Annotated in this window: 16 protein-coding genes and 2 pseudogenes; 8 read left to right on the plus strand and 10 right to left on the minus strand. The window is 64.6% G+C overall.

Going from position 1 to position 20,746, the window contains the following annotated elements:
* Positions 1 to 62: 62 nt before the first annotated feature.
* Positions 63 to 2,039: a sigma-54-dependent Fis family transcriptional regulator gene (locus LU671_RS26305; protein ID WP_232857391.1), complete on the minus strand. Its 1,977-nt coding sequence runs from the start codon at positions 2,037 to 2,039 to the stop codon at positions 63 to 65.
* Positions 2,040 to 2,306: 267 nt separating this feature from the next.
* Here LU671_RS26305 and exaC point away from each other — a divergent pair, with 267 nt between their 5' ends.
* The 8 genes from exaC (at position 2,307) to ppa (ending at position 10,787) form a co-directional block, all read left to right on the plus strand.
* Positions 2,307 to 3,827: an acetaldehyde dehydrogenase ExaC gene (gene exaC, locus LU671_RS26310; RefSeq protein WP_203648175.1), complete on the plus strand. Its 1,521-nt coding sequence runs from the start codon at positions 2,307 to 2,309 to the stop codon at positions 3,825 to 3,827.
* Between the two features lie 229 nt (positions 3,828 to 4,056).
* A complete protein-coding gene (gene eat / locus LU671_RS26315) occupies positions 4,057 to 5,505 on the plus strand; it encodes an ethanolamine permease (RefSeq protein ID WP_028690369.1) in 1,449 nt (482 codons plus the stop codon).
* 49 nt (positions 5,506 to 5,554) lie between these two features.
* Positions 5,555 to 6,949, plus strand: a complete 1,395-nt coding sequence (locus tag LU671_RS26320) for an ethanolamine ammonia-lyase subunit EutB (RefSeq protein ID WP_203648176.1) — start codon at positions 5,555 to 5,557, stop codon at positions 6,947 to 6,949.
* 8 nt (positions 6,950 to 6,957) lie between these two features.
* On the plus strand, positions 6,958 to 7,776 hold the full coding sequence (eutC, locus tag LU671_RS26325; RefSeq protein WP_232857392.1) for an ethanolamine ammonia-lyase subunit EutC: 819 nt from the start codon (positions 6,958 to 6,960) through the stop codon (positions 7,774 to 7,776).
* A 107-nt stretch (positions 7,777 to 7,883) separates the two neighbouring features.
* Positions 7,884 to 8,342 (plus strand): GNAT family N-acetyltransferase, encoded by a 459-nt coding sequence (locus tag LU671_RS26330; RefSeq protein ID WP_203648178.1) that lies wholly within the window; start codon positions 7,884 to 7,886, stop codon positions 8,340 to 8,342.
* A gap of 354 nt (positions 8,343 to 8,696) precedes the next feature.
* Entirely contained in the window at positions 8,697 to 9,344 is a 648-nt protein-coding gene (locus LU671_RS26335; RefSeq protein WP_232857393.1) for a DedA family protein, read from the plus strand.
* Between the two features lie 7 nt (positions 9,345 to 9,351).
* The gene (locus LU671_RS26340) at positions 9,352 to 10,167 is read left to right on the plus strand and encodes a zinc-dependent peptidase (RefSeq protein WP_232857394.1); all 816 of its coding nucleotides are present in this window, start codon (positions 9,352 to 9,354) and stop codon (positions 10,165 to 10,167) included.
* A 92-nt stretch (positions 10,168 to 10,259) separates the two neighbouring features.
* Positions 10,260 to 10,787, plus strand: a complete 528-nt coding sequence (gene ppa, locus LU671_RS26345; RefSeq protein WP_203648181.1) for an inorganic diphosphatase — start codon at positions 10,260 to 10,262, stop codon at positions 10,785 to 10,787.
* 93 nt (positions 10,788 to 10,880) lie between these two features.
* Here the strand turns inward: ppa and LU671_RS29830 are convergent.
* From LU671_RS29830 to miaA, 9 genes and pseudogenes are all read right to left on the minus strand, one after another.
* Positions 10,881 to 11,396: pseudogene (locus tag LU671_RS29830) on the minus strand (methyl-accepting chemotaxis protein); the annotation flags it as partial.
* A 390-nt stretch (positions 11,397 to 11,786) separates the two neighbouring features.
* Positions 11,787 to 12,479: pseudogene (locus LU671_RS29835) on the minus strand (methyl-accepting chemotaxis protein); the annotation flags it as partial.
* Positions 12,480 to 13,122: 643 nt separating this feature from the next.
* Positions 13,123 to 14,415 (minus strand): adenylosuccinate synthase, encoded by a 1,293-nt coding sequence (locus LU671_RS26355; protein ID WP_028688256.1) that lies wholly within the window; start codon positions 14,413 to 14,415, stop codon positions 13,123 to 13,125.
* Between the two features lie 55 nt (positions 14,416 to 14,470).
* On the minus strand, positions 14,471 to 15,658 hold the full coding sequence (locus tag LU671_RS26360) for an ATP phosphoribosyltransferase regulatory subunit (protein ID WP_110734905.1): 1,188 nt from the start codon (positions 15,656 to 15,658) through the stop codon (positions 14,471 to 14,473).
* 292 nt (positions 15,659 to 15,950) lie between these two features.
* On the minus strand, positions 15,951 to 16,820 hold the full coding sequence (gene hflC, locus LU671_RS26365) for a protease modulator HflC (protein ID WP_203648182.1): 870 nt from the start codon (positions 16,818 to 16,820) through the stop codon (positions 15,951 to 15,953).
* On the minus strand, positions 16,820 to 18,004 hold the full coding sequence (gene hflK, locus LU671_RS26370) for an FtsH protease activity modulator HflK (RefSeq protein WP_110734900.1): 1,185 nt from the start codon (positions 18,002 to 18,004) through the stop codon (positions 16,820 to 16,822). The genes hflC and hflK overlap by 1 nt, the downstream gene beginning before the upstream one ends.
* 96 nt (positions 18,005 to 18,100) lie before the next feature.
* Entirely contained in the window at positions 18,101 to 19,402 is a 1,302-nt protein-coding gene (hflX, locus tag LU671_RS26375; protein WP_023629895.1) for a ribosome rescue GTPase HflX, read from the minus strand.
* An 18-nt stretch (positions 19,403 to 19,420) separates the two neighbouring features.
* On the minus strand, positions 19,421 to 19,681 hold the full coding sequence (gene hfq / locus LU671_RS26380) for an RNA chaperone Hfq (protein WP_203648183.1): 261 nt from the start codon (positions 19,679 to 19,681) through the stop codon (positions 19,421 to 19,423).
* Positions 19,682 to 19,774: 93 nt separating this feature from the next.
* Entirely contained in the window at positions 19,775 to 20,746 is a 972-nt protein-coding gene (gene miaA, locus LU671_RS26385) for a tRNA (adenosine(37)-N6)-dimethylallyltransferase MiaA (RefSeq protein WP_203648184.1), read from the minus strand.

Here is a 20,746-nt window from a genome sequence, read left to right on the forward strand (position 1 = left end):
GACCTCGCAAAACGTCGAGGCAGGGTAGCCCAGGGCGAGGGAAATCGCACTCGCTGTTTCGCTCAACCAGCCCTGGCGATGCCGTGTTTGCGCAGTTTTCGATACAAGGTATTGCGGCTGATGCCCAGGTGTTCGGCGACGCGGGTCAAGTGCCAGCGGTTTGCCTCCAGTACGGCGAGCAATGCATCGCGCTCGGCGTGTAGGAGCGGCCTTGTGCCGCGAAAGGGCTGCGCAGCGGCCCCGGCGATTTCAGCGATATGGTCAGGATGCTGGGGCCGCTCTGCGGCCCTTTCGCGGCACAAGGCCGCTCCTACAGAGGGCGCGCCATGGCGGACAATTGCAGGGAGATCGGAAAACTCGATGTGCGCACCTTCGCACAACGCCACCAGCGTACGCAGCACATTCCTCATCTGCCGCACGTTACCCGGCCAGGTGAAGTCCAGCAGTGCCTGGCGGGCGGCCGGGTCGAGGCCGACGGGTTGGCCCTCGGCCTCCTGCGCCAGCAGGAAATCGAGCAACTGCGCCTTGTCGCTACGCTCGCGCAGCGCCGGCAGTGCAACCTCGAGGCCATTGAGGCGGTAATAGAGATCTTCGCGAAAGCCCCCCTGTTCAACCCGTTCCAGCAGGTCACGGTGGGTGGCGCTGACGATCCGCACATCCACCGCCTGCGGCTCGCCACCGATGGGCACCACCTGGCGTTCTTCGAGCACCCGCAGCAGGCGGGTCTGTAGCGCCAGCGGCATATCGCCGATCTCGTCCAGCAGCAAGGTGCCGCCATCGGCCTGCAACAGCTTGCCGCGCATGCCCTCCTTGCGCGCGCCGGTGAAGCTGCCGCCGCGATAGCCGAACAGCTCGCTCTCAATCAGGCTCTCGGGAATCGACGCGCAGTTGATCGCCACGAACGGCTTGTGCCGGCGCGAGCTGGCCTGGTGCACGGCCTGGGCGAAGGCCTCCTTGCCGCAGCCGGTCTCGCCGCGCAGCAGCAGCGGCACATCACGCTCGAACACCCGCACGGCGCGGCGAAAGTCCTCGCGCAGGGCCGGGTCGAGCAGGCAGATGCCGGGGTCGCTGGCCCGGGGCAAGGCCACCGGCACTGACCACACCGGCGTTCGGGCCTGGCCGCGCAAGCTGGCGAACACCTGGCGGCCATCGCGGGTGTGCAGCGGCCAGGCGCTGCTGCCCTGGGGCGTGGCGCGACTGAACAGCTCGTCGTGGCTGCAGGCGAAGAACCTGTCCAGGGGCTTGCCCAGCACGCCGCCTCGGATGGTCCCCAGCAGGTTCAAGGCGCTCTGGTTGGCGGCGCAAATCCGCCCGTCGCCATCGACGGCAAGCAACCCTTCGCTGAACAGGCCGACCGACTCGGCCTGCAGGTGGAAGCGCAGCAGCCACTGCTGCTCGAAATGACGCAGGAAATAACAGCTTTCGATCATCTTCGCCGACAGGTTGACCAGGGCCATGGTGTGGAACTGGCTCTGGCGCGAAACATCCGGCCGTGCCGATGACACGTCGAGTACCCCCAGCAGTTCACCGTGGGGGTCGAATACCGGGCTGGCCGAGCAGGTCAGGCCGGTATGGCGGCCACGAAAGTGCTCGTCCTGGTGAATGGTCAGGGCCTGGCGCTCGACCAGGCAGGTGCCGATGCCGTTGGTGCCCTCGCGGGCTTCGCTCCAGTCGGCGCCAAGCCACAGCCCGGCGCGCTCGAAGATGCGCCGCTCGCCGGGAGCGGTGACGCAGTTGAGGATCACCCCGCGGGCGTCGGTCAGCAACACCGCGTGCCCGCTGCCGGAGAGCTGCTGGTGCAGGCTGTTCATCTCGTTGTCGGCGATCTGCAGCACCTGGCGCAGGCGCTCGCGGCTCTCCAGCAGGCGGCCGTGCTCGAGCACCACCGGGGCCTGGGCCCGTGCCGGGTCGAGGTGGTAGTCCTCCAGGCAGCGCAGCCAGGAGCGGGCGATCGACGGGTCGCTGCCCGGCCCGCTGGCCTGGCCGTGGGCGACCGTGAGCACTTGCTGGGCATGGCGGCTGAACGGGTTGCTCTGCATTTGTAGTTGTTCTCCGCAGATAGAGCGTGTCGCCAGCATCCTCCAGGCGGGAACGCTTTGCAATGGTGCACTGACCCTGCGGTCACGACCCGTGTCGCAAACGGTACAAAGTGTCACCCAGGCCGTACCGGCCTTGGCACAGAGCATGGCCAACCGCTTACCGCCCTTGACCCAAGTCATTGATACACAAGGACCTCCAGGCGCTGGCCCGACCTTTGCTCTACGCTAGGAAACTCCGCAACAATCACAACGACCAGGAGACACACCATGCGTTACGCACATCCCGGTACCGAGGGCGCGAAGGTTTCCTTCAAGAGCCGCTACGGCAACTACATCGGTGGTGAGTTCGTTCCTCCGGTAAAGGGTGAGTACTTCACCAACACCTCGCCGGTGAACGGCCAGGCGATCGCCGAGTTCCCCCGCTCCAGCGCCGAAGACATCGAAAAGGCCCTCGACGCCGCCCATGCCGCCGCCGACGCCTGGGGCCGCACCTCGGTGCAGGACCGCTCCAACGTCCTGCTGCGCATCGCCGATCGCATCGAGCAGAACCTCGAACTGCTGGCCATCACCGAGACCTGGGACAACGGCAAGCCGATCCGCGAAACCCTCAACGCCGACATCCCGCTGGCGGTCGATCACTTCCGCTACTTCGCCGGCTGCATCCGCGCCCAGGAAGGCGGCGCCGCCGAGATCAACGAATCCACCGTGGCTTATCACATCCACGAGCCACTGGGCGTGGTCGGGCAGATCATCCCGTGGAACTTCCCGCTGCTGATGGCCGCCTGGAAGCTGGCCCCGGCCCTGGCCGCCGGCAACTGCGTGGTGCTCAAGCCTGCCGAGCAGACGCCGCTGGGCATCACCGTGCTGCTGGAGCTGATCGGCGACCTGCTGCCCAAGGGCGTGCTCAACGTGGTGCAAGGCTATGGCCGCGAGGCCGGTGAAGCCCTGGCCACCAGCAAGCGCATCGCCAAGATCGCCTTCACCGGCTCCACCCCGGTCGGCGCGCACATCATGAAATGCGCCGCCGAGAACATCATCCCGTCCACCGTCGAGCTGGGCGGCAAGTCGCCCAACGTCTACTTCGAGGACATCATGCAAGCGGAGCCGGCCTTCATCGACAAGGCCGCCGAAGGCATGGTGCTGGCGTTCTTCAACCAGGGTGAAGTATGCACCTGCCCGTCGCGCGCCCTGGTGCAGGAGTCGATCTACCCGCAGTTCATGGAAGTGGTGATGAAGAAGGTCCTGCAGATCAAACGCGGCGACCCGCTGGACACCGACACCATGGTCGGCGCCCAGGCATCCCAGCAGCAGTTCGAGAAGATCCAGTCGTACCTGAAGATTGCCCAGGAAGAAGGCGCCGAGCTGCTCACCGGCGGCAAGGTGGAGCAGCTCGAAGGCGCGCTGGCCAGCGGCTACTACATCCAGCCGACCCTGCTCAAGGGCAACAACAAGATGCGCGTGTTCCAGGAAGAAATCTTCGGCCCGGTGGTCAGCGTCACCACCTTCAAGGACGAAGCCGAGGCCCTGGCCATCGCCAACGACACCGAGTTCGGCCTCGGTGCCGGCGTGTGGACCCGTGACATCAACCGCGCCTACCGCATGGGCCGCGGTATCAAGGCCGGCCGCGTGTGGACCAACTGCTACCACCTGTACCCGGCGCACGCCGCGTTCGGTGGCTACAAGAAGTCCGGCGTCGGCCGTGAAACCCACAAGATGATGCTCGACCACTACCAGCAGACCAAGAACCTGCTGGTGAGCTACGACATCAACCCGCTGGGCTTCTTCTAAACCGCGTCGCCCTTTTCGCGGGTAAACCCGCTCCCACAGATACAGCATAAAATTCAAAATCAGTGCCGAATCTGTGGGAGCGGGCTTGCCCGCGAAGAGGCCAGACCTGCACAAACCAGAAACCAGGGCGGTTCCCGTGCATCAACCGCTCTGGCCCGCTTCCTGCAAAACGAATCACCAGTGGCCGGCAGTCCCTCCGGCAACCTAAGAAAAACAACAGGTGAACCCTATGCCAAGCGATCATTCCGGCAGCGCGCCGGCGAGTTCCTCCGTCGACTTCGAAAAAGTCGGATCGGACTATTTCCAGCAACGTGAACTGAAGAAAGGCGCCGCCGGCTGGGTCCTGCTGGTGGGCCTGGGCGTGGCCTACGTGATCTCCGGCGACTATGCCGGCTGGAACTTCGGCCTGGCCCAGGGTGGCTGGGGCGGCATGTTCCTCGCCACCCTGCTGATGGCCACCATGTACCTGTGCATGTGCTTCTCCCTGGCCGAACTTTCGTCGATGATCCCTACCGCCGGCGGCGGCTATGGCTTTGCCCGCAGCGCCTTTGGCCCCTGGGGCGGGTTCCTCACCGGCACGGCGATCCTCATCGAGTACGCCATTGCCCCCGCAGCCATCGCCGTGTTCATCGGCGCCTACTGCCAGTCGCTGTTCGGTATCGGCGGCTGGATGATCTACCTGGCCTTCTACATCGTGTTCATCGGCATCCACATCTTCGGGGTGGGCGAGGCGCTGAAGCTGATGTTCATCATCACCGCCGTCGCCGCCATCGCCCTGGCGGTGTTCCTGATCGGCATGGTGCCCCATTTCGATGCAGCCAACCTGTTCGACATCGCCAAGACTGACGCCGTGGGTGCCAGCAGCTTCCTGCCGTTCGGCTACGTCGGCGTGTGGGCGGCGATTCCCTACGCAATCTGGTTCTTCCTCGCGGTCGAGGGCGTGCCGCTGGCCGCCGAAGAGACCAAGAACCCGAAACGCGACCTGCCCCGCGGCCTGATCGGCGCGATGCTGGTGCTGCTGGCCTTCGCCCTGCTGATCCTGGTGGTCGGGCCCGGCGGCGCCGGTTCCGAAGCGCTGAAGGCCTCGGGCAACCCGCTGGTCGAGGCGCTGTCCAAGGCCTACGGCGGCTCCACCTGGATGGGCGGCTTCGTCAACCTGGTGGGCCTGGCCGGCCTGATCGCCAGCTTCTTCTCGATCATCTATGCCTATTCGCGGCAGATCTTCGCGCTTTCCCGTGCCGGCTACCTGCCGCGCAAGCTGTCGGAAACCAACAAGAGCAAGGCCCCGGTACTGGCCCTGGTGATCCCCGGCATCATCGGCTTCGCCCTGTCGCTGACTGGCCAGGGCGACCTGCTGATCCTGGTGGCGGTGTTCGGCGCCACGCTGTCCTACGTGCTGATGATGGCCGCGCACATCACCCTGCGTATCCGTCGCCCGAAAATGGAGCGCCCGTACCGCACCCCCGGCGGCATCTTCACCTCGGGCGTGGCCCTGGTGCTGGCCTGTATCGCCGTGGTCGCCGGGTTCCTGGTCGATCCGCGGGTGGTGATTGGCGCTGCAGTGATCTATGCAGTATTAATTGCCTACTTTGCTTTCTACAGCCGTCACCACCTGGTGGCGGGTACCCCGGAAGAGGAATTCGCCGCGATCCAGAAGGCCGAAGAGGCCCTGCACTGATCGCCGACTTGCGCCGCAGGCCAGGCCTGCGGCGCCCTGGAGATTCTGTATGGCAAGTTTCACGCATACGGTAGGCCACCAGGTCTACCGCTTCGACAGCCTCAAAGAGGTGATGGCCAAGGCCAGCCCGGCGCGTTCGGGTGACTACCTGGCCGGTGTCGCCGCCAGCAACGACGGCGAGCGGGTGGCGGCGCAGATGGCCCTGGCCAACATCCCGCTCAAGCACTTCCTCAGCGAGGCGCTGATTCCCTATGAACAAGACGAAGTCACCCGCCTGATCATCGACACCCACGATGCGCAGGCCTTCGCCGCCGTCAGCCACCTGACCGTCGGCGGCCTGCGCGACTGGCTGCTGGGCGAGCAGGCCGACGAGCACAGCCTGCGCGCCCTGGCGCCGGGCCTGACGCCGGAAATGGCGGCGGCGGTATCGAAGATCATGCGCGTGCAGGACCTGGTGCTGGTGGCGCAGAAAATCCGCGTGGTCACCGCCTTTCGCGGCACCATGGGGCTGCGCGGGCGGCTGTCGACGCGCCTGCAACCCAACCACCCGACCGACGAACCGGCCGGCATCGCCGCGAGCATCCTCGACGGCCTGCTGTATGGCAACGGCGACGCCATGATCGGCATCAACCCGGCCACCGACAGCATCGCCTCGATCTGCGCGCTGCTGGAGATGCTCGACGCGATCATCCAGCGCTACGACATCCCCACCCAGTCCTGTGTGCTGACCCACGTCACCACCTCGATCGAGGCGATCAACCGTGGCGTGCCGCTGGACCTGGTGTTCCAGTCCATCGCCGGTACCGAGGCGGCCAATGCCGGCTTCGGCATCAACCTCAACGTGCTCCAGGAAGGCTACGAGGCGGGCCTGTCGCTCAAGCGCGGCACGCTCGGGCAGAACCTGATGTACTTCGAGACCGGCCAGGGCAGCGCGCTGTCGGCCAACGCCCACCACGGCGTCGACCAGCAGACCTGCGAGACCCGCGCCTACGCCGTGGCCCGCCACTTCAAGCCGTTCCTGGTCAACACAGTGGTCGGCTTCATCGGCCCGGAATACCTGTACAACGGCAAGCAGATCATCCGCGCCGGCCTCGAGGACCACTTCTGCGGCAAGCTGCTGGGCGTGCCGATGGGCTGCGACATCTGCTACACCAACCACGCCGAGGCCGACCAGGACGACATGGACACCCTGCTGACCCTGCTGGGCGTGGCCGGGATCAACTTCATCATGGGCATCCCCGGCTCCGACGACATCATGCTCAACTACCAGACCACCTCGTTCCACGACGCGCTCTACGCGCGCCAGACCCTGGGCCTGAAGCCCGGGCCGGAATTCGAGGCGTGGCTGGAGCGCACCGGCATCTTCACCCAGGCCGACGGCCGCATCCGCTTCGGCGACAACCTGCCGCCAGCCTTCCGCCAGGCCCTGGCACAGCTGGCCTAGAGGTGACCATGGAACGACACACCCCCACTCCGGACAATCCCTGGCTGGCCCTGCGCAACCTCACCCCGGCGCGCATCGCCCTCGGCCGCACCGGCATCAGCCTGCCGACCGGCGCCCAGCTGGACTTCCAGTTCGCCCACGCCCAGGCCCGCGATGCCGTGCATCTGCCGTTCGACCACGTCGGCCTGCGCCAGCAGCTTGGCGAGCGCGGCCGCGACAGCCTGCTGCTGCACAGCGCCGCCAGCGACCGCCATCAGTACCTGCAACGCCCGGACCTTGGCCGGCGCCTGCACGAGGACTCGGCGCAGCGCCTGCGCGAGCATGCCCAGGCCAACCCCGACGGCGTAGACCTGGCGATCGTCGTCGCCGATGGTCTGTCGGCGTTGGCCGTGCACCGCCACACCCTGCCCTTCCTGAGCCGCTTCGAGGAGCAGGCCGCCGCCGATGGCTGGACCAGCGCCCCGGTTATATTGGTGGAGCAAGGCCGGGTCGCGGTGGCCGACGAAGTCGGTGAGCTGCTTGGCGCACGCATGACAGTCATGTTGATCGGCGAACGCCCGGGCTTGAGTTCGCCCGACAGCCTGGGGCTGTACTTCACCTACGCGCCCAAGGTCGGCCTGACCGACGCCTACCGCAACTGCATTTCCAACGTGCGCCTGGAAGGCCTGAGCTACGGCATGGCCGCCCACCGCCTGCTGTACCTGATGCGCGAAGCGTGCCGACGCCAGCTCTCGGGGGTGAATCTGAAGGACGAAGCAGAGGTCCATAGTATCGACAGTGAAGACTCTGCCGGAAAAAGCTCAAACTTCCTGCTCGGTGAAGGGTAAACAACATGTCACGGAAGGCGGATTGCGCTTCTGGCCTGCTTTAGGCAGCATGCCAGAGGACGCTGCAGGCAATCCGCCGTATCCCCAATGGACTCAGAGGCCCGCCCATGCGCATCATCCAGGCAACCTTGGAACACCTCGACCTGCTCACCCCGCTGTTCGTGAAATATCGCGAGTTCTATGGGCAATTGCCTTACCCGGACAGCTCACGATCCTTTCTCGAGAAGCGCCTCGAGCGCAAGGAATCGATCATCTACCTCGCCCTGCCCGTTGACGACGACGGCAAGTTACTGGGTTTCTGCCAGCTCTACCCAAGCTTCTCCTCGCTGTCACTCAAGCGCGTGTGGATCCTCAATGACATCTACGTGGCCGAGGACTCACGACGCATGCTGGTAGCGGACAACCTGATGCGCGAGGCCAAGAAGATGGCCAAGCAATCCAACGCCGTGCGCATGCGCGTGTCCACCAGCAGCGACAACGAAGTGGCGCGCAAGACTTATGAGTCCATGGGTTTTCGCAAGGACACCGAGTTCGAGAACTATATCTTGCCGATCAGTCAGGATTGAGCGATGCACGGGGCCACCGGCATACAAGATGACCGTACACGTACGCCTGTAGGAGCGGCCTTGTGCCGCGAAAGGGCTGCGAAGCGGCCCCGGGATTTTGGATGCACCAACAATCGTCGGGGCTGCTCCGCAGCCCTTTCGCGGCACAAGGCCGCTCCTACAGAGAATGCGCCTGGTCTGAAAGAGTCGTAACCCCTCGCTACAAACTCTCCGGGCACAATCCGGACTTCGCCGTATAATCCCCTTCCTGTCATGTGCGAAAAGTTACCCGCCTAGCCGGTAAACCTTCCCCAACCATGGCGCTGTCCGTCATCGCGCGCCCGTAGTAGCGGGTCAAGAACACAGGTGCTGTACATGGATTTCAACCCGCTGGACCTCATCCTGCATCTCGATGCCTACCTCGATCTGCTGGTCAACAACTACGGTCCCTGGATCTACGCCATTCTCTTCGCCGTGATCTTCTGCGAGACCGGCCTGGTGGTGATGCCGTTCCTGCCGGGCGACTCGCTGCTGTTCATCGCCGGCGCCGTGGCCGCTGGCGGCGGCATGGATCCGGTGCTGCTGGCCGGCCTGCTGATGACTGCGGCGATCCTCGGCGACAGCACCAACTACGTGATCGGGCGCACGGCGGGCGAACGCCTGTTCCGCAACCCCAACTCGAAGATCTTCCGCCAGGACTACCTGCAGCGCACCCACGAGTTCTATGAACGCCATGGCGGCAAGACCGTCACCCTGGCGCGCTTCCTGCCGATCCTGCGCACTTTCGCGCCGTTCGTCGCCGGTATCGCCCACATGCACTACCCGCGTTTCCTGGCCTTCAGCGTGGCCGGCTCGCTGCTGTGGGTAGGTGGCCTGGTGACCCTGGGCTACTTCTTCGGCAACGTACCGTTCATCAAGCAGCACCTGTCGTTGATGGTGGTCGCCATCATCATCCTGTCGCTGGTGCCGATGATCCTCGGCCTGCTGCGCGGTCGCTTCAGCCGCACGGCCAAGGCCCACTGACCAGCGCATGTGGTCGTTCAGCGCCTGGCGCCGCCGGCGCACCCTGGCCCGTTATCCAGTCGACCCGCGCATGTGGCAGGTGGTCCGCGAGCGCCTGCCGCTGCTGGATGGTCTCAGCGACGAGGAAGACCGCTGGCTGCGTGAAGCCAGCGTGCTGTTCCTGCATGACAAGCACCTGACTACCCTGCCGGGCGTCGAGCTGGACGACGAGCAGCGCCTGTTCCTCGCCGCCGAGGCCCAATTGCCGCTGCTGCACCTGGGCGAGCTGAACTGGTACCAGGGCTTCCACGAGATCATCCTCTACCCCGACGACTTCAAGAGCCCTCAGCGCCACCGCGACGCCAGCGGCGTCGAGCACGTGTGGGATGCCGAGCACAGTGGCGAAGCCTGGCAGCAGGGCCCGGTGATCCTGGCCTGGCCCGGGGTCCTGGCCAGCGGCGGCTGGGAAGCCTACAACCTGGTGATCCACGAGCTGGCGCACAAGCTGGACATGCTCAACGGCGACGCCAACGGCCTGCCGCCCCTGCACCACGGCATGCGCGTCGAGGACTGGGCCCAGGCCATGCAGCAGGCCTATGACGCGATGAATCGCCAGCTCGATGCCGACCCGGACGCCGAAACGGCCATCGATCCCTACGCCGCGGAAAACCCTGCCGAGTTCTTTGCCGTCACCAGTGAATACTTCTTCAGCGCCCCCGATCTGCTGCACCAGGCTTACCCGCAGGTCTACCAGCAGCTGTCGCTGTTCTATCGCCAGGATCCGCTCGAGCGTCTGATGCACCTTCAGGCCGAACACCCGGACTACCGCGAAAGCCACGCCTGAACGCCCGCACATCAGGCCGGACGTGGCACCCACCGTGGGAATGTGCCTATAATCGCCGCCACTTTTTTGTTCAAACACGGGGGCATTGCCCAATGAGCTACAGCAAGATTCCAGCCGGCAAAGACCTGCCGAACGACATCTACGTCGCCATCGAAATCCCGGCCAACCACGCGCCGATCAAGTACGAGATCGACAAGGACAGCGATGCCCTGTTCGTCGACCGTTTCATGGCCACCCCGATGTTCTACCCGGCCAACTACGGCTACATCCCCAACACCCTGGCCGACGACGGTGATCCGCTGGACGTGCTGGTCGTTACCCCGTACCCGGTTGCCCCAGGCTCGGTGATCCGCGCCCGTCCGGTCGGCATCCTGAACATGACCGACGACGGCGGCGGCGACGCTAAGGTCATCGCTGTTCCGCACGACAAGCTGAGCCAGCTGTACGTTGACGTGAAGGAATACACCGACCTGCCAGCCCTGCTGATCCAGCAGATCGAGCACTTCTTCGCGAACTACAAGGATCTCGAGAAGGGCAAATGGGTCAAGATCGAAGGCTGGGAAGGCGCCGACGCCGCCCGTGCCGCGATCACCAAGTCGGTCGCTGCCTACAAGGGCTGAGCCTGACACAAGAAAAGCCCTGCTTCGGCAGGGCTTTTTCATGGGCGTTCGGCAACGGACATTGCCCAACGCAGGCGCTATAAAGGCGCAATATCAGGCCCTGAACTGCCCCAGGCTGGCCCGCAACTGCGCCGCCAGGTCGTCCAGCACCTTGCTGCTGGCCGTGGTCTGCATCACTACCTCGGCCGAACGCTCAGCCTGGGCATGGATGTTCTCCACCCGCCCACGTACCGCCTGCGCGCCATTGGCCTGCTGCTCCGCCGCACGGGTGGCCAGGCCGATCGCCGCATGCACCTGTTCCACTGCCGCCTGCACCGACTGCTGGCGCCGCTCGTTGTCGCGCAGCACCAGCAGGCCCTCGCTGGCCTGGCGCCCAGCCTGGCTGATGGTCGCCACCGCCTCCTTGGCCCCCTGCTGCAAGGCGGCGATATGCGACTGGATATCCCCGGTCGAACTCTGCGTCTTGCTCGCCAGCGCCCGCACCTCGTCGGCCACCACGGCGAAGCCGCGCCCGGTTTCCCCGGCCCGCGCCGCCTCGATGGCGGCGTTCAGCGCCAACAGATTGGTCTGCTCGGCGATACCATGGATCACCGTCAACACCACCTCGATCTGTTCGCTCTGCTTGGCCAGCCGCTCGATCACCTGGGAGCCGGTCTGTACCTCACCGGCCAGGTTCTCGATCAACCGCGCCAGCTGGGTAGAGGCGCGGCTGTTCTCATCGGTGGCCTGGCGAATGTCCACCACCTGCTGCAACGCCGCCTGCATGGCATGGCTCTCGGCCTGGGCCTCGTCGGCCATGCTCGACAGGTCGCGCAGGCTGGCCGCCACTTCGTCGCGCTGCAGCGCAGCGGCAGCATCGGCCCCCGCGTTGCGCTGGGCCATGCTGCCGATCTCCACGCCAGTGCGCTGTGCCACCTCACCGGCCTCGCGAACGATGGGCTGGAGCTTGTCGACGAAGCGGTTGACCGCCGAGGCCATGTCACCGATCTCGTCACGGCTGTCGAGCTTGACCCGCTTGGTCAGGTCGCCCTCGCCCGCGGCCAGGTCGTTCAGCGCGGCGATCAGCAGGCCGAGCTTGCTCAGTACCCGGCGCCCGAGCACCACCGCCACCACCAGCAGCACGCCCAACCCGACCAGCACCAGGCCCAGGCCGATGCGCCAGCGCAGCTCGGCGGCGGCATCGCGCACGGTCTGCGCGGTATTGGCCTGCATCGCCGTGGCGCTGTTCTGGGCCGTCTCCAACCGCGCGCGCAGGGCCTTGCCGCTGTCGGCGGCGGCAGCCACCAGGCTGTCGCCGACCAGTTGCTCGCCGCTGGCGATCAGTGCGGCGAATCGCTGGTCGAGGGCCTTGAGCTCCTGGTCGACGCCCGCGGTGGAGACGCCCATCAGCACCTTGCCGATCTCGGCACCGTTGGGGTTGATCGAGGCCTCGACGTAGTACACCGACGGGTCCTTGCGTGCGGCATCCAGCACCTTGTCCAGCGCCCGCTCGCCCTGCCCCTTGTCCATCAACGCCTGGTTGATCGGGTTCTGCCGGTTGAGGTAGCGGGTCAGGTGCTGGCCCTGGGCGTCGTCATAGATGACGAACAGCACGTTGGGATTGCGCTGGGCACGGCGGGCGAAGTCCGACAGCGTCGGCACGTCGTTGTCCCAGATCGCCCGCGGCGCTACCGAGGCCAGCAGCTCGGCCATGTCGTTGGCCGAATCCTTGAGGTTCTTTTCCAAGGTGGCGCGCAATTGCTGCTGCTCGGCCTGCAGCCGCTCGGAAAGGCCGGCGCTTAGGCGCTGGCGGGTACTGGCCGACAGGCTGTCGAGCCCGGCGCGGACATCCTGCCCGGCCTGCTCGAGTTCGGCGGCCAGTTTCTGGCTGTCGTTGCCCAGGCGCGCCCCCAAATCGGCCTCCAGGGCGGTGACCGTGCTCCGTGTCAGTGCAACGGCGACCAGCACCTGCACCAGAAGAGCGATACCAAGCGCAACAAACACAGGCCGCAAGAGGCGGCTTCGTAACAGTGAAAGGATGGCAGACACGTTGTAACCCTCGTGTTTCTGGCGCCATTACTTTGATGGCATCGTCAGAAGCTTCTTACAGCAAGGGTTGTGCCGAAGGCAGCAGGTAAAAATGCCAGGTCGGGCGGCATCTGTACCTGTGACAGAGTTGAAAGCAAAGCAACATCTCTGTGGGAGCGGGTTTACCCGCGAATGCAATGCTGGATTCACCGCCGCATTCGCGGGTAAACCCGCTCCCACAGAGACTCGACAGTACTGCCATACAGAAACAAAAACGCCGCGTTCCCTTGCGGGAACGCGGCGTTCAATCAGCTACCGAAGCGGCCGATCAGGCAAACGGATGACGCAGCACGATGGTCTCGTTGCGGTCCGGGCCGGTCGAGATGATGTCGATCGGCGCGCCGACCAGCTCCTCGATACGCTTGATGTAGTTGCGCGCGGCTTGCGGCAGCTCTTCCAGGGTTTTCACGCCCAGGGTCGACTCGCTCCAGCCCGGCATCTCTTCGTACACCGGCTCCAGGCCGATGTAGCTGTCGGCATCGGACGGCGCGTCGATGACGGCACCGTTCTCGTTCTTGTAGCCAACGCAGATGTTGATGGTTTCCAGGCCGTCCAGTACGTCCAGCTTGGTCAGGCAGATGCCCGAGATGCTGTTGACGTCGATGGCGCGACGCAGGATGACGGCGTCGAACCAGCCGCAACGACGGGCGCGGCCGGTAGTCGAGCCGAACTCGTGACCACGCTTGGCCAGGGTGGCGCCGGTCTCGTCGAACAGTTCGGTCGGGAACGGACCGGAACCGACGCGAGTGGTGTACGCCTTGGTGATGCCCAGGATGTAGTCCAGGTACATCGGGCCAACGCCGGAACCGGTGGAGATGCCGCCGGCGGTGGTGTTGGAGCTGGTGACGTACGGGTAGGTACCGTGGTCGATGTCCAGCAGCGAGCCCTGGGCGCCTTCGAACATGATGTCCTTGCCGGCGCGGCGCAGGTTGTGCAGTTCGGCGGTGACGTCGAGCATCATCGGCTTGAGCTGCTCGGCGTAGGCCATGCACTCGTCCAGGGTCTGCTGGAAGTCGATGGCCGGCTCTTTGTAGTAGTTCACCAGCTGGAAGTTGTGGTAGTCCAGCAGCTCACCGAGCTTGGCGGCGAAACGCTCGCGGTGGAACAGGTCGCCGACGCGCAGGCCGCGACGGGCCACCTTGTCTTCGTAGGCCGGGCCGATGCCACGACCGGTGGTGCCGATCTTGGCTTCGCCACGGGCCTTCTCACGGGCCTGGTCGAGGGCCACATGGTACGACAGGATCAGCGGGGCGGCCGGGCTGATGCGCAGGCGCTCGCGCACTGGCACGCCCTTCTCTTCCAGCTTGGTGATTTCACGCATCAGGGCGTCAGGAGCAACGACCACGCCGTTGCCGATCAGGCACTGCACGCCTTCACGCAGGATGCCAGAGGGAATAAGGTGCAGAACGGTCTTCTCACCGTTGATCACCAGGGTGTGGCCCGCGTTGTGGCCACCTTGGTAGCGCACTACGGCGGCAGCATGTTCGGTCAGCAGATCGACGATCTTGCCTTTGCCCTCATCACCCCACTGGGTGCCCAGGACGACGACATTCTTACCCATAACACTTGTCCTCATTCACGCAACTTGGTTGCCGGCCCACTGCCGGCGAAGAATCTCAATGGGTCAGCGGCAGAACCTGCCAGCGCCCGTCTTGCTGAATCAATTGCCGATCACAATCCGCTTCGAAGGCAGCACTCAACGGCTGGCCAGGCAGGGCCTGGACCACACGCTGGCCTTCGTTGCGCAACTGGCAGACTTGCTGCCAGAGGGCCGCATCGCTGCTGTCGGGCATCCAGATGCCGCCAGCAGGCAATACGACCTCCGCTCGCCCCAGTGTGACCAGGGTCTTCAAATCCGTGGAGAATCCGGTGGCCGGGCGTGCCCGGCCGAAATCGGCGCCGATGTCGTCGTAGCGACCGCCCTGGGCGATCGACTGACCTTCGCCCGGCACGAACACCGCGAACACCACGCCGGTGTGATAGTTGTAGCCGCGCAGCTCGCCGAGGTCGAAGTACAACGGCAGGTCCGGGTAGCGCGACGCCAGGCGATCAGCGATCGCCAGCAGGTCGTCCAGCGCCGCCAGCACGCTGGCCGGGGCACGGCCCAGGCGCACACGGGCCTCGGCCAGCACTTCACGGCCGCCGCACAACTCGACCAGGGCGCGCAGCATGTTGCCCAGGTCCTTCGGCAGGTCGGCGGTGAGCGCCTGCACTTCGTCGACCGCCTTGCGCTGCAGGGCGTCGAACAGCTGCTGCTCGACCGCGCCAGACAGGTTGGCGGCGCGGGCCAGGCCGCGGTAGATACCGACGTGGCCAAGGTCCATGTGCACATCCGGCACATCGGTCAGCTGCAGCGTGGCGAGCATCAGGCTGATGACCTCGACATCACTGGTGGGGCTGGCGTCGCCGTACAGCTCGGCGCCCAGTTGGATCGGGCTGCGCGAGGTGGACAGGGCACGCGGTTGCGCGTGCAGCACGCTGCCGGCGTAGCACAGGCGGCTCGGGCCTTCACGGCGCAAGGTGTGGGCGTCGATACGCGCCACCTGCGGGGTGAAGTCGGCACGGAAGCCCATCAGGCGGCCGGACTGTGGGTCGACGACCTTGAAGGTGCGCTGGTCCAGGTCCTGGCCGGCGCCGGTGAGCAGCGACTCCAGGTACTCGATATGCGGCGTGACGACCAGTTCGTAACCCCAACTCTGGAACAGGTCCAACACCTGACGTCGCGCGATCTCGATGCGCGCGGCCTCAGGTGGCAGTACTTCCTCGATGCCATCTGGCAGCAGCCAGCGGTCTACCGTTGCCATTACGCCATTTCCCCTCTGGTCCGGGCGGCCTGCCCGCAGGCGAGCCGTGAGTAAAGCAGGCGTTGGCGCACAATAGCGGGCAGCACCGATCCCAGCGCAACCACCGTACCCAACACCCTCGAATTGCCTTGCGTCCTGACCAAACCGTCAACAAGCCATGGGCCGATCAACCTTGCAGACGCAAAAAAGCCGGGAATTTCCCGGCTGCCGCATCATACACCCCTTTTCATTCAGGATGCACCCCGCCTGGCATTTTAGCTGCCAGACGGGGCGCCCCGTCATGAGAGCAGCATCAGGGCTTGCTCTTGTCCAGGTAACGGAAGAACTCGTTCTTCGGGTCCAGGACCAGTACGTCGCTCTTGCTCGAGAAGCTCTCGCGGTAGGCCTGCAGGCTACGGTGGAACGCATAGAAATCAGCGTCCTGGCTGTAGGCCTTGGCGTAGATGGAGGCCGCCTGGGCGTCGCCATCACCGCGGGTCTCTTCCGCTTCACGATACGCCTCGGCCAGCAGCACGCGGCGCTGACGGTCGGCGTCGGCACGAATACCTTCGGCCAGCTCGTTACCCTTGGCGCGGTGCTCGCGAGCCTCACGCTCACGCTCGGTGCTCATGCGGTCGAACACGCTACGATTGACTTCCTTCGGCAGGTCGATGGCCTTGACGCGAACGTCGACCACTTCGATACCCAGCTCCTTGCTGGCCATGCGGTTCAGCGAAGCGGTGATGTCAGCCATCAACGCGTCACGCTCACCGGACACCACTTCGTGCAGGGTGCGTTTACCGAACTGGTCACGCAGGCCGCTTTCCAGACGACGCGACAGACGCTCGTCGGCGATCTGCTTCATGCCCGAAGTGGCGGTGTAGAAGCGCTCGGCGTCCTTGACCCGCCACTTGGCGTAGGCATCGACCATCACCGCCTTCTTCTCCAGGGTCAGGAAACGCTGGGTCGGGGCGTCGAGGGTCATCAGGCGGGCATCGAACTTGCGCACCTGGTTCACGTACGGCACCTTCACGTGCAGGCCGGGCTGGACATCAGCCTTGACCACGCGGCCGAACTGCAGCAATACCGCGCGCTCGGTCTGCGAGACGATGTAGAAGCAGTTCCAGGCGACGATCGCCAGCACCACGGCGCCAATCAGGGCGAACAGCGATTTATTGCTCATCAGCGGCTCTCCCTGGAACGCAGCGGCGGTTGTTGTTGCAGGTCCTGCGCGGCACGTGCGGCGGCGTCGTTGACCGACGGCGAAACTCCGCTGACCGGCGCTGGCGTGCTGTTGCGGCTGCCTTCGACCATCTTGTCCAGTGGCAGGTAGAGCAGGTTGTTCTGCCCGTCCTTGGTCGCCACCATGACCTTGCTGGAGTTGCTGTACACCTCCTGCATGGTTTCCAGGTACAGACGCTGACGGGTCACGTCCGGCGCCTTGCGGTACTCGGCAACCAGCTTGGTGAAGCGATCGGCCTCACCCTTGGCACGGGCGATTACCTCATCGCGGTAGCCATTGGCGTCCTCGATGATGCGCTGCGCCTGACCGCGGGCCTCGGGCACCACGCCGTTGGCGTAGGACTCGGCCTGGTTGCGCGCACGCTGTTCGTCTTCACGGGCACGGATCACGTCGTCGAAGGCTTCCTGTACTTCACGCGGAGCTGCCGCGCTCTGCACGTTGACCTGGGTGACGGTGATACCGGTGCGGTAGGTGTCGAGGAAACGCTGCAGACGCTCGCGGATGTCCACGGCCATCTGCTCGCGGCCTTCGGTCAGCACCTGGTCCATCGAGGTGGAACCCACCACGTGGCGCAGGGCGCTGTCGGTCGCATGCTGCAGGCTGACTTCCGGCTGGTCGACGTTGAGCACGAAGTCCTGCAGGTTGCTGATGCGGTACTGCACGGTCAGCGGCACCTCGACGATGTTCTCGTCTTCGGTGAGCATCTGGCCCTGCTTGGTGTAAGCCCGCTCGCGAGTCACGTTTTCCATGTACTTGCGGTCGATCGGCGGGAAGTAGATGTTCAGGCCGGGACCGACGGTCTCGTAGTACTTGCCGAAGCGCAGCACCACGGCCTGCTCCTGCTCGTCCACCACGTACACGGCGTTGTACAGCCAGATGGCCGCCAGCACCGCCAGGCCGATACCCAGCAAGCCATAGCTGCCGCCCTTGCCGATATTGCGGTCGCCACCGCCACCGCGTTTCTTGCCACTGCCGAACATGCCGTTCAGGCTGTCCTGCAGCTTGCGGAAGGCCTCGTCGAGATCCGGTGGACCTTTCTTGTCGCCACCACCGCCGCCGCCGTTACGGCGACCGCCCCAGGGATCCTGATTGTTCGAGTTGCCACCCGGCTCGTTCCAAGCCATAGCGCTCTCCATCTGATAAAGCAAAGACGCGCCCACGGCGCGCCGTCCAATGCTACAGAATGCCTGTCACCGCTGCCCGACGACCTCGACGGGCATTTATTGCAAAGTGTGTTGCTCGACAAACACTTGCGGCTCCATGCCTTCGCGACTGACCAGGCGATTCAACTCGACCCTGGGCAGTCGCACGCTCAGCAGGCTGCGCCCTTCTTCATCATGCTCTTCACTCTGCACGGCACCCAGGGCAAAGAATTGCGCGCGCAGGCGGGCAAACCGTTGCTCCAGGCACAGGGTTCCGACATACAGGTCGTCCCCCAGCAACTCGGCAATCGCCTGGCCAACCAGCTCCAGGCCTCGACCATCGCGTGCCGATACCCAGACCCGCTGCGGCTTGCCATCGGCATCGCGCTGGATCTGCGGCTCGACATCTTCGAGCAGGTCGAGTTTGTTATAGACCTCGAGGATCGGCAAGCTCTCGGCCCCGATCTCACCCAATACCGCCAGCACCTGCTCGATCTGCTCCATGCGCTCGGGCTCATGGGCGTCGATCACGTGCAGCAGCAGGTCGGAGTTGCTCGACTCTTCGAGCGTAGCCCGAAATGCCTCGACCAGCTTGTGCGGCAGGTGGCGAATGAAGCCCACGGTGTCGGCCAGCACGATCGGTCCCAGGTCGGCCAGTTCGAGCCGGCGCAAGGTCGGGTCGAGGGTGGCGAACAACTGGTCCGCGGCATACACGTCGGATTGCGTCAGGGCGTTGAACAAGGTCGACTTGCCGGCGTTGGTGTAGCCCACCAGCGAAACCGACGGAATGTCCGCGCGTTTGCGCCCGCGACGGGCCTGCTCACGCTGGCTGCGCACCTTCTCAAGGCGTGCCTTGATCTGGCGCAGACGCACCCGCAGCAGGCGGCGGTCGGTTTCCAGCTGGGTCTCGCCCGGGCCGCGCAGGCCAATACCACCTTTCTGTCGCTCAAGGTGGGTCCAGCCGCGCACCAGCCGCGTGCTCATGTGCTCGAGCTGGGCCAGTTCGACCTGCAGCTTGCCTTCGTGAGTACGCGCCCGTTGGGCGAAGATATCGAGAATCAGCCCGGTACGGTCCAGCACGCGACACTCGAAGACACGTTCGAGGTTGCGTTCCTGGCTGGGCGTGAGGGTGTGATTGAAAATCACCAGATCGGCTTCGGCCGAATGGACCAGGTCGCGTAGCTCCTCGACCTTGCCGCTGCCGATCAGAAACTTGGCGGTGGGCTGATGCCGCGCCACTGTTACCAGCGAAACGATATCGGCTCCGGCCGACAGCGCCAGCTCCTGAAACTCCTGCGGGTCTTCGCGCGCCTCAGGGTTCTGACCTTCCAAGTGAACGAGCAGCGCTCGCTCACCACCACCGTGGCGCTCAAAGAACAATGCAGGCTCCTACTATTTTCAAGCGTTGCCTGGCTCGCTGTCACCGTGCTCGGCATCGGTCGGGCTTGGCAGGCGAACCGGACGTGCCGGGACGACGGTCGAAATGGCGTGCTTGTAGACCATCTGGCTGACGGTATTCTTCAGCAGCACGACGAACTGGTCGAAGGATTCGATCTGGCCCTGCAGCTTGATCCCGTTGACCAGATAGATCGAAACCGGGACTTTTTCTTTTCTCAAGGTGTTCAAGTAAGGGTCTTGTAGCGAATGCCCTTTTGACATATGCCGCACTCCTGTAAGGATCAATAGTAGAAAAACTGGAAATTCGATGATTCATGCCGTTTTTCGTAAGAATAGACGGCTATAAGCAGGGACTCAGCTCAATATGGAGACGGCCCCAAGGTATTTCAAGGTGCGGGACAGATTGTCGCAGGCCAGGCTATCCAGCCAGTGCACGCCTTCCCAGCCGCGCAACCAGGTGAACTGCCGCTTGGCCAGCTGGCGCGTGGCAATGATACCGCGTTCACGCATCTCATTCTCAGTCAGCTGACCGTCGAGATAATCCCAGACCTGTCGATAGCCCACTGCCCGTATAGACGGCAGCCCCGCGTGCAAGTCACTTCTGGCACGCAGCGATCGGACCTCATCGACGAAGCCCTGTTCCAGCATCTGCGAAAATCGTAGCGCAATTCGCTGATGCAAAATGTGACGATCTGTAGGAGCAATCGCCAAACTCGCGACAGTATAGGGCAAATGCCCGTTCGCGCCTGCGTCTGCGTCGCGACTTTCCGCGAATTGACGCTGGCGGTGGGCGGTCATGCTCTCGCCGCTCACCCGGTATACCTCGAGCGCGCGGATAAGACGCTGCGGGTCATTCGGATGGATGCGCGCGGCTGATTCCGGGTCGACTTCGGCCAGTTGCCGATGCAATTCAGCCAGCCCCAGCGCACTTGCCTGCGCCTCGAGCTCGGCGCGCACGGCGGCGTCGGCCGGTGGCATGTCAGCCAGACCATCGACCAGGGCCTTGTAATAGAGCATGGTGCCGCCCACCAGCAGCGGGATCTTGCCGCGCGCGGTGATCTCGGCCATGGCTTCAAGGGCGTCGGTGCAGAACTGCTTGGCCGAATAGCTTTCGACCGGGTCAAGAATGTCGATCAGCCGATGCGGATGAGCGGCCAGGATCTCTTTCGAAGGTTTGGCAGTGCCAATATCCATGCCGCGATAGACCAACGCCGAATCGACGCTGATCAGCTCGCAGGGCAGCACCTGGGTCAGCTCGATGGCAAGGTCGGTCTTGCCGGCCGCAGTCGGTCCCATGAGGAATATCGCCGGGGGTTTTGCGCTCAT

The organism is Pseudomonas sp. NMI760_13, from assembly GCF_021283245.1.
Lineage (GTDB): Bacteria > Pseudomonadota > Gammaproteobacteria > Pseudomonadales > Pseudomonadaceae > Aquipseudomonas > Aquipseudomonas peradeniyensis.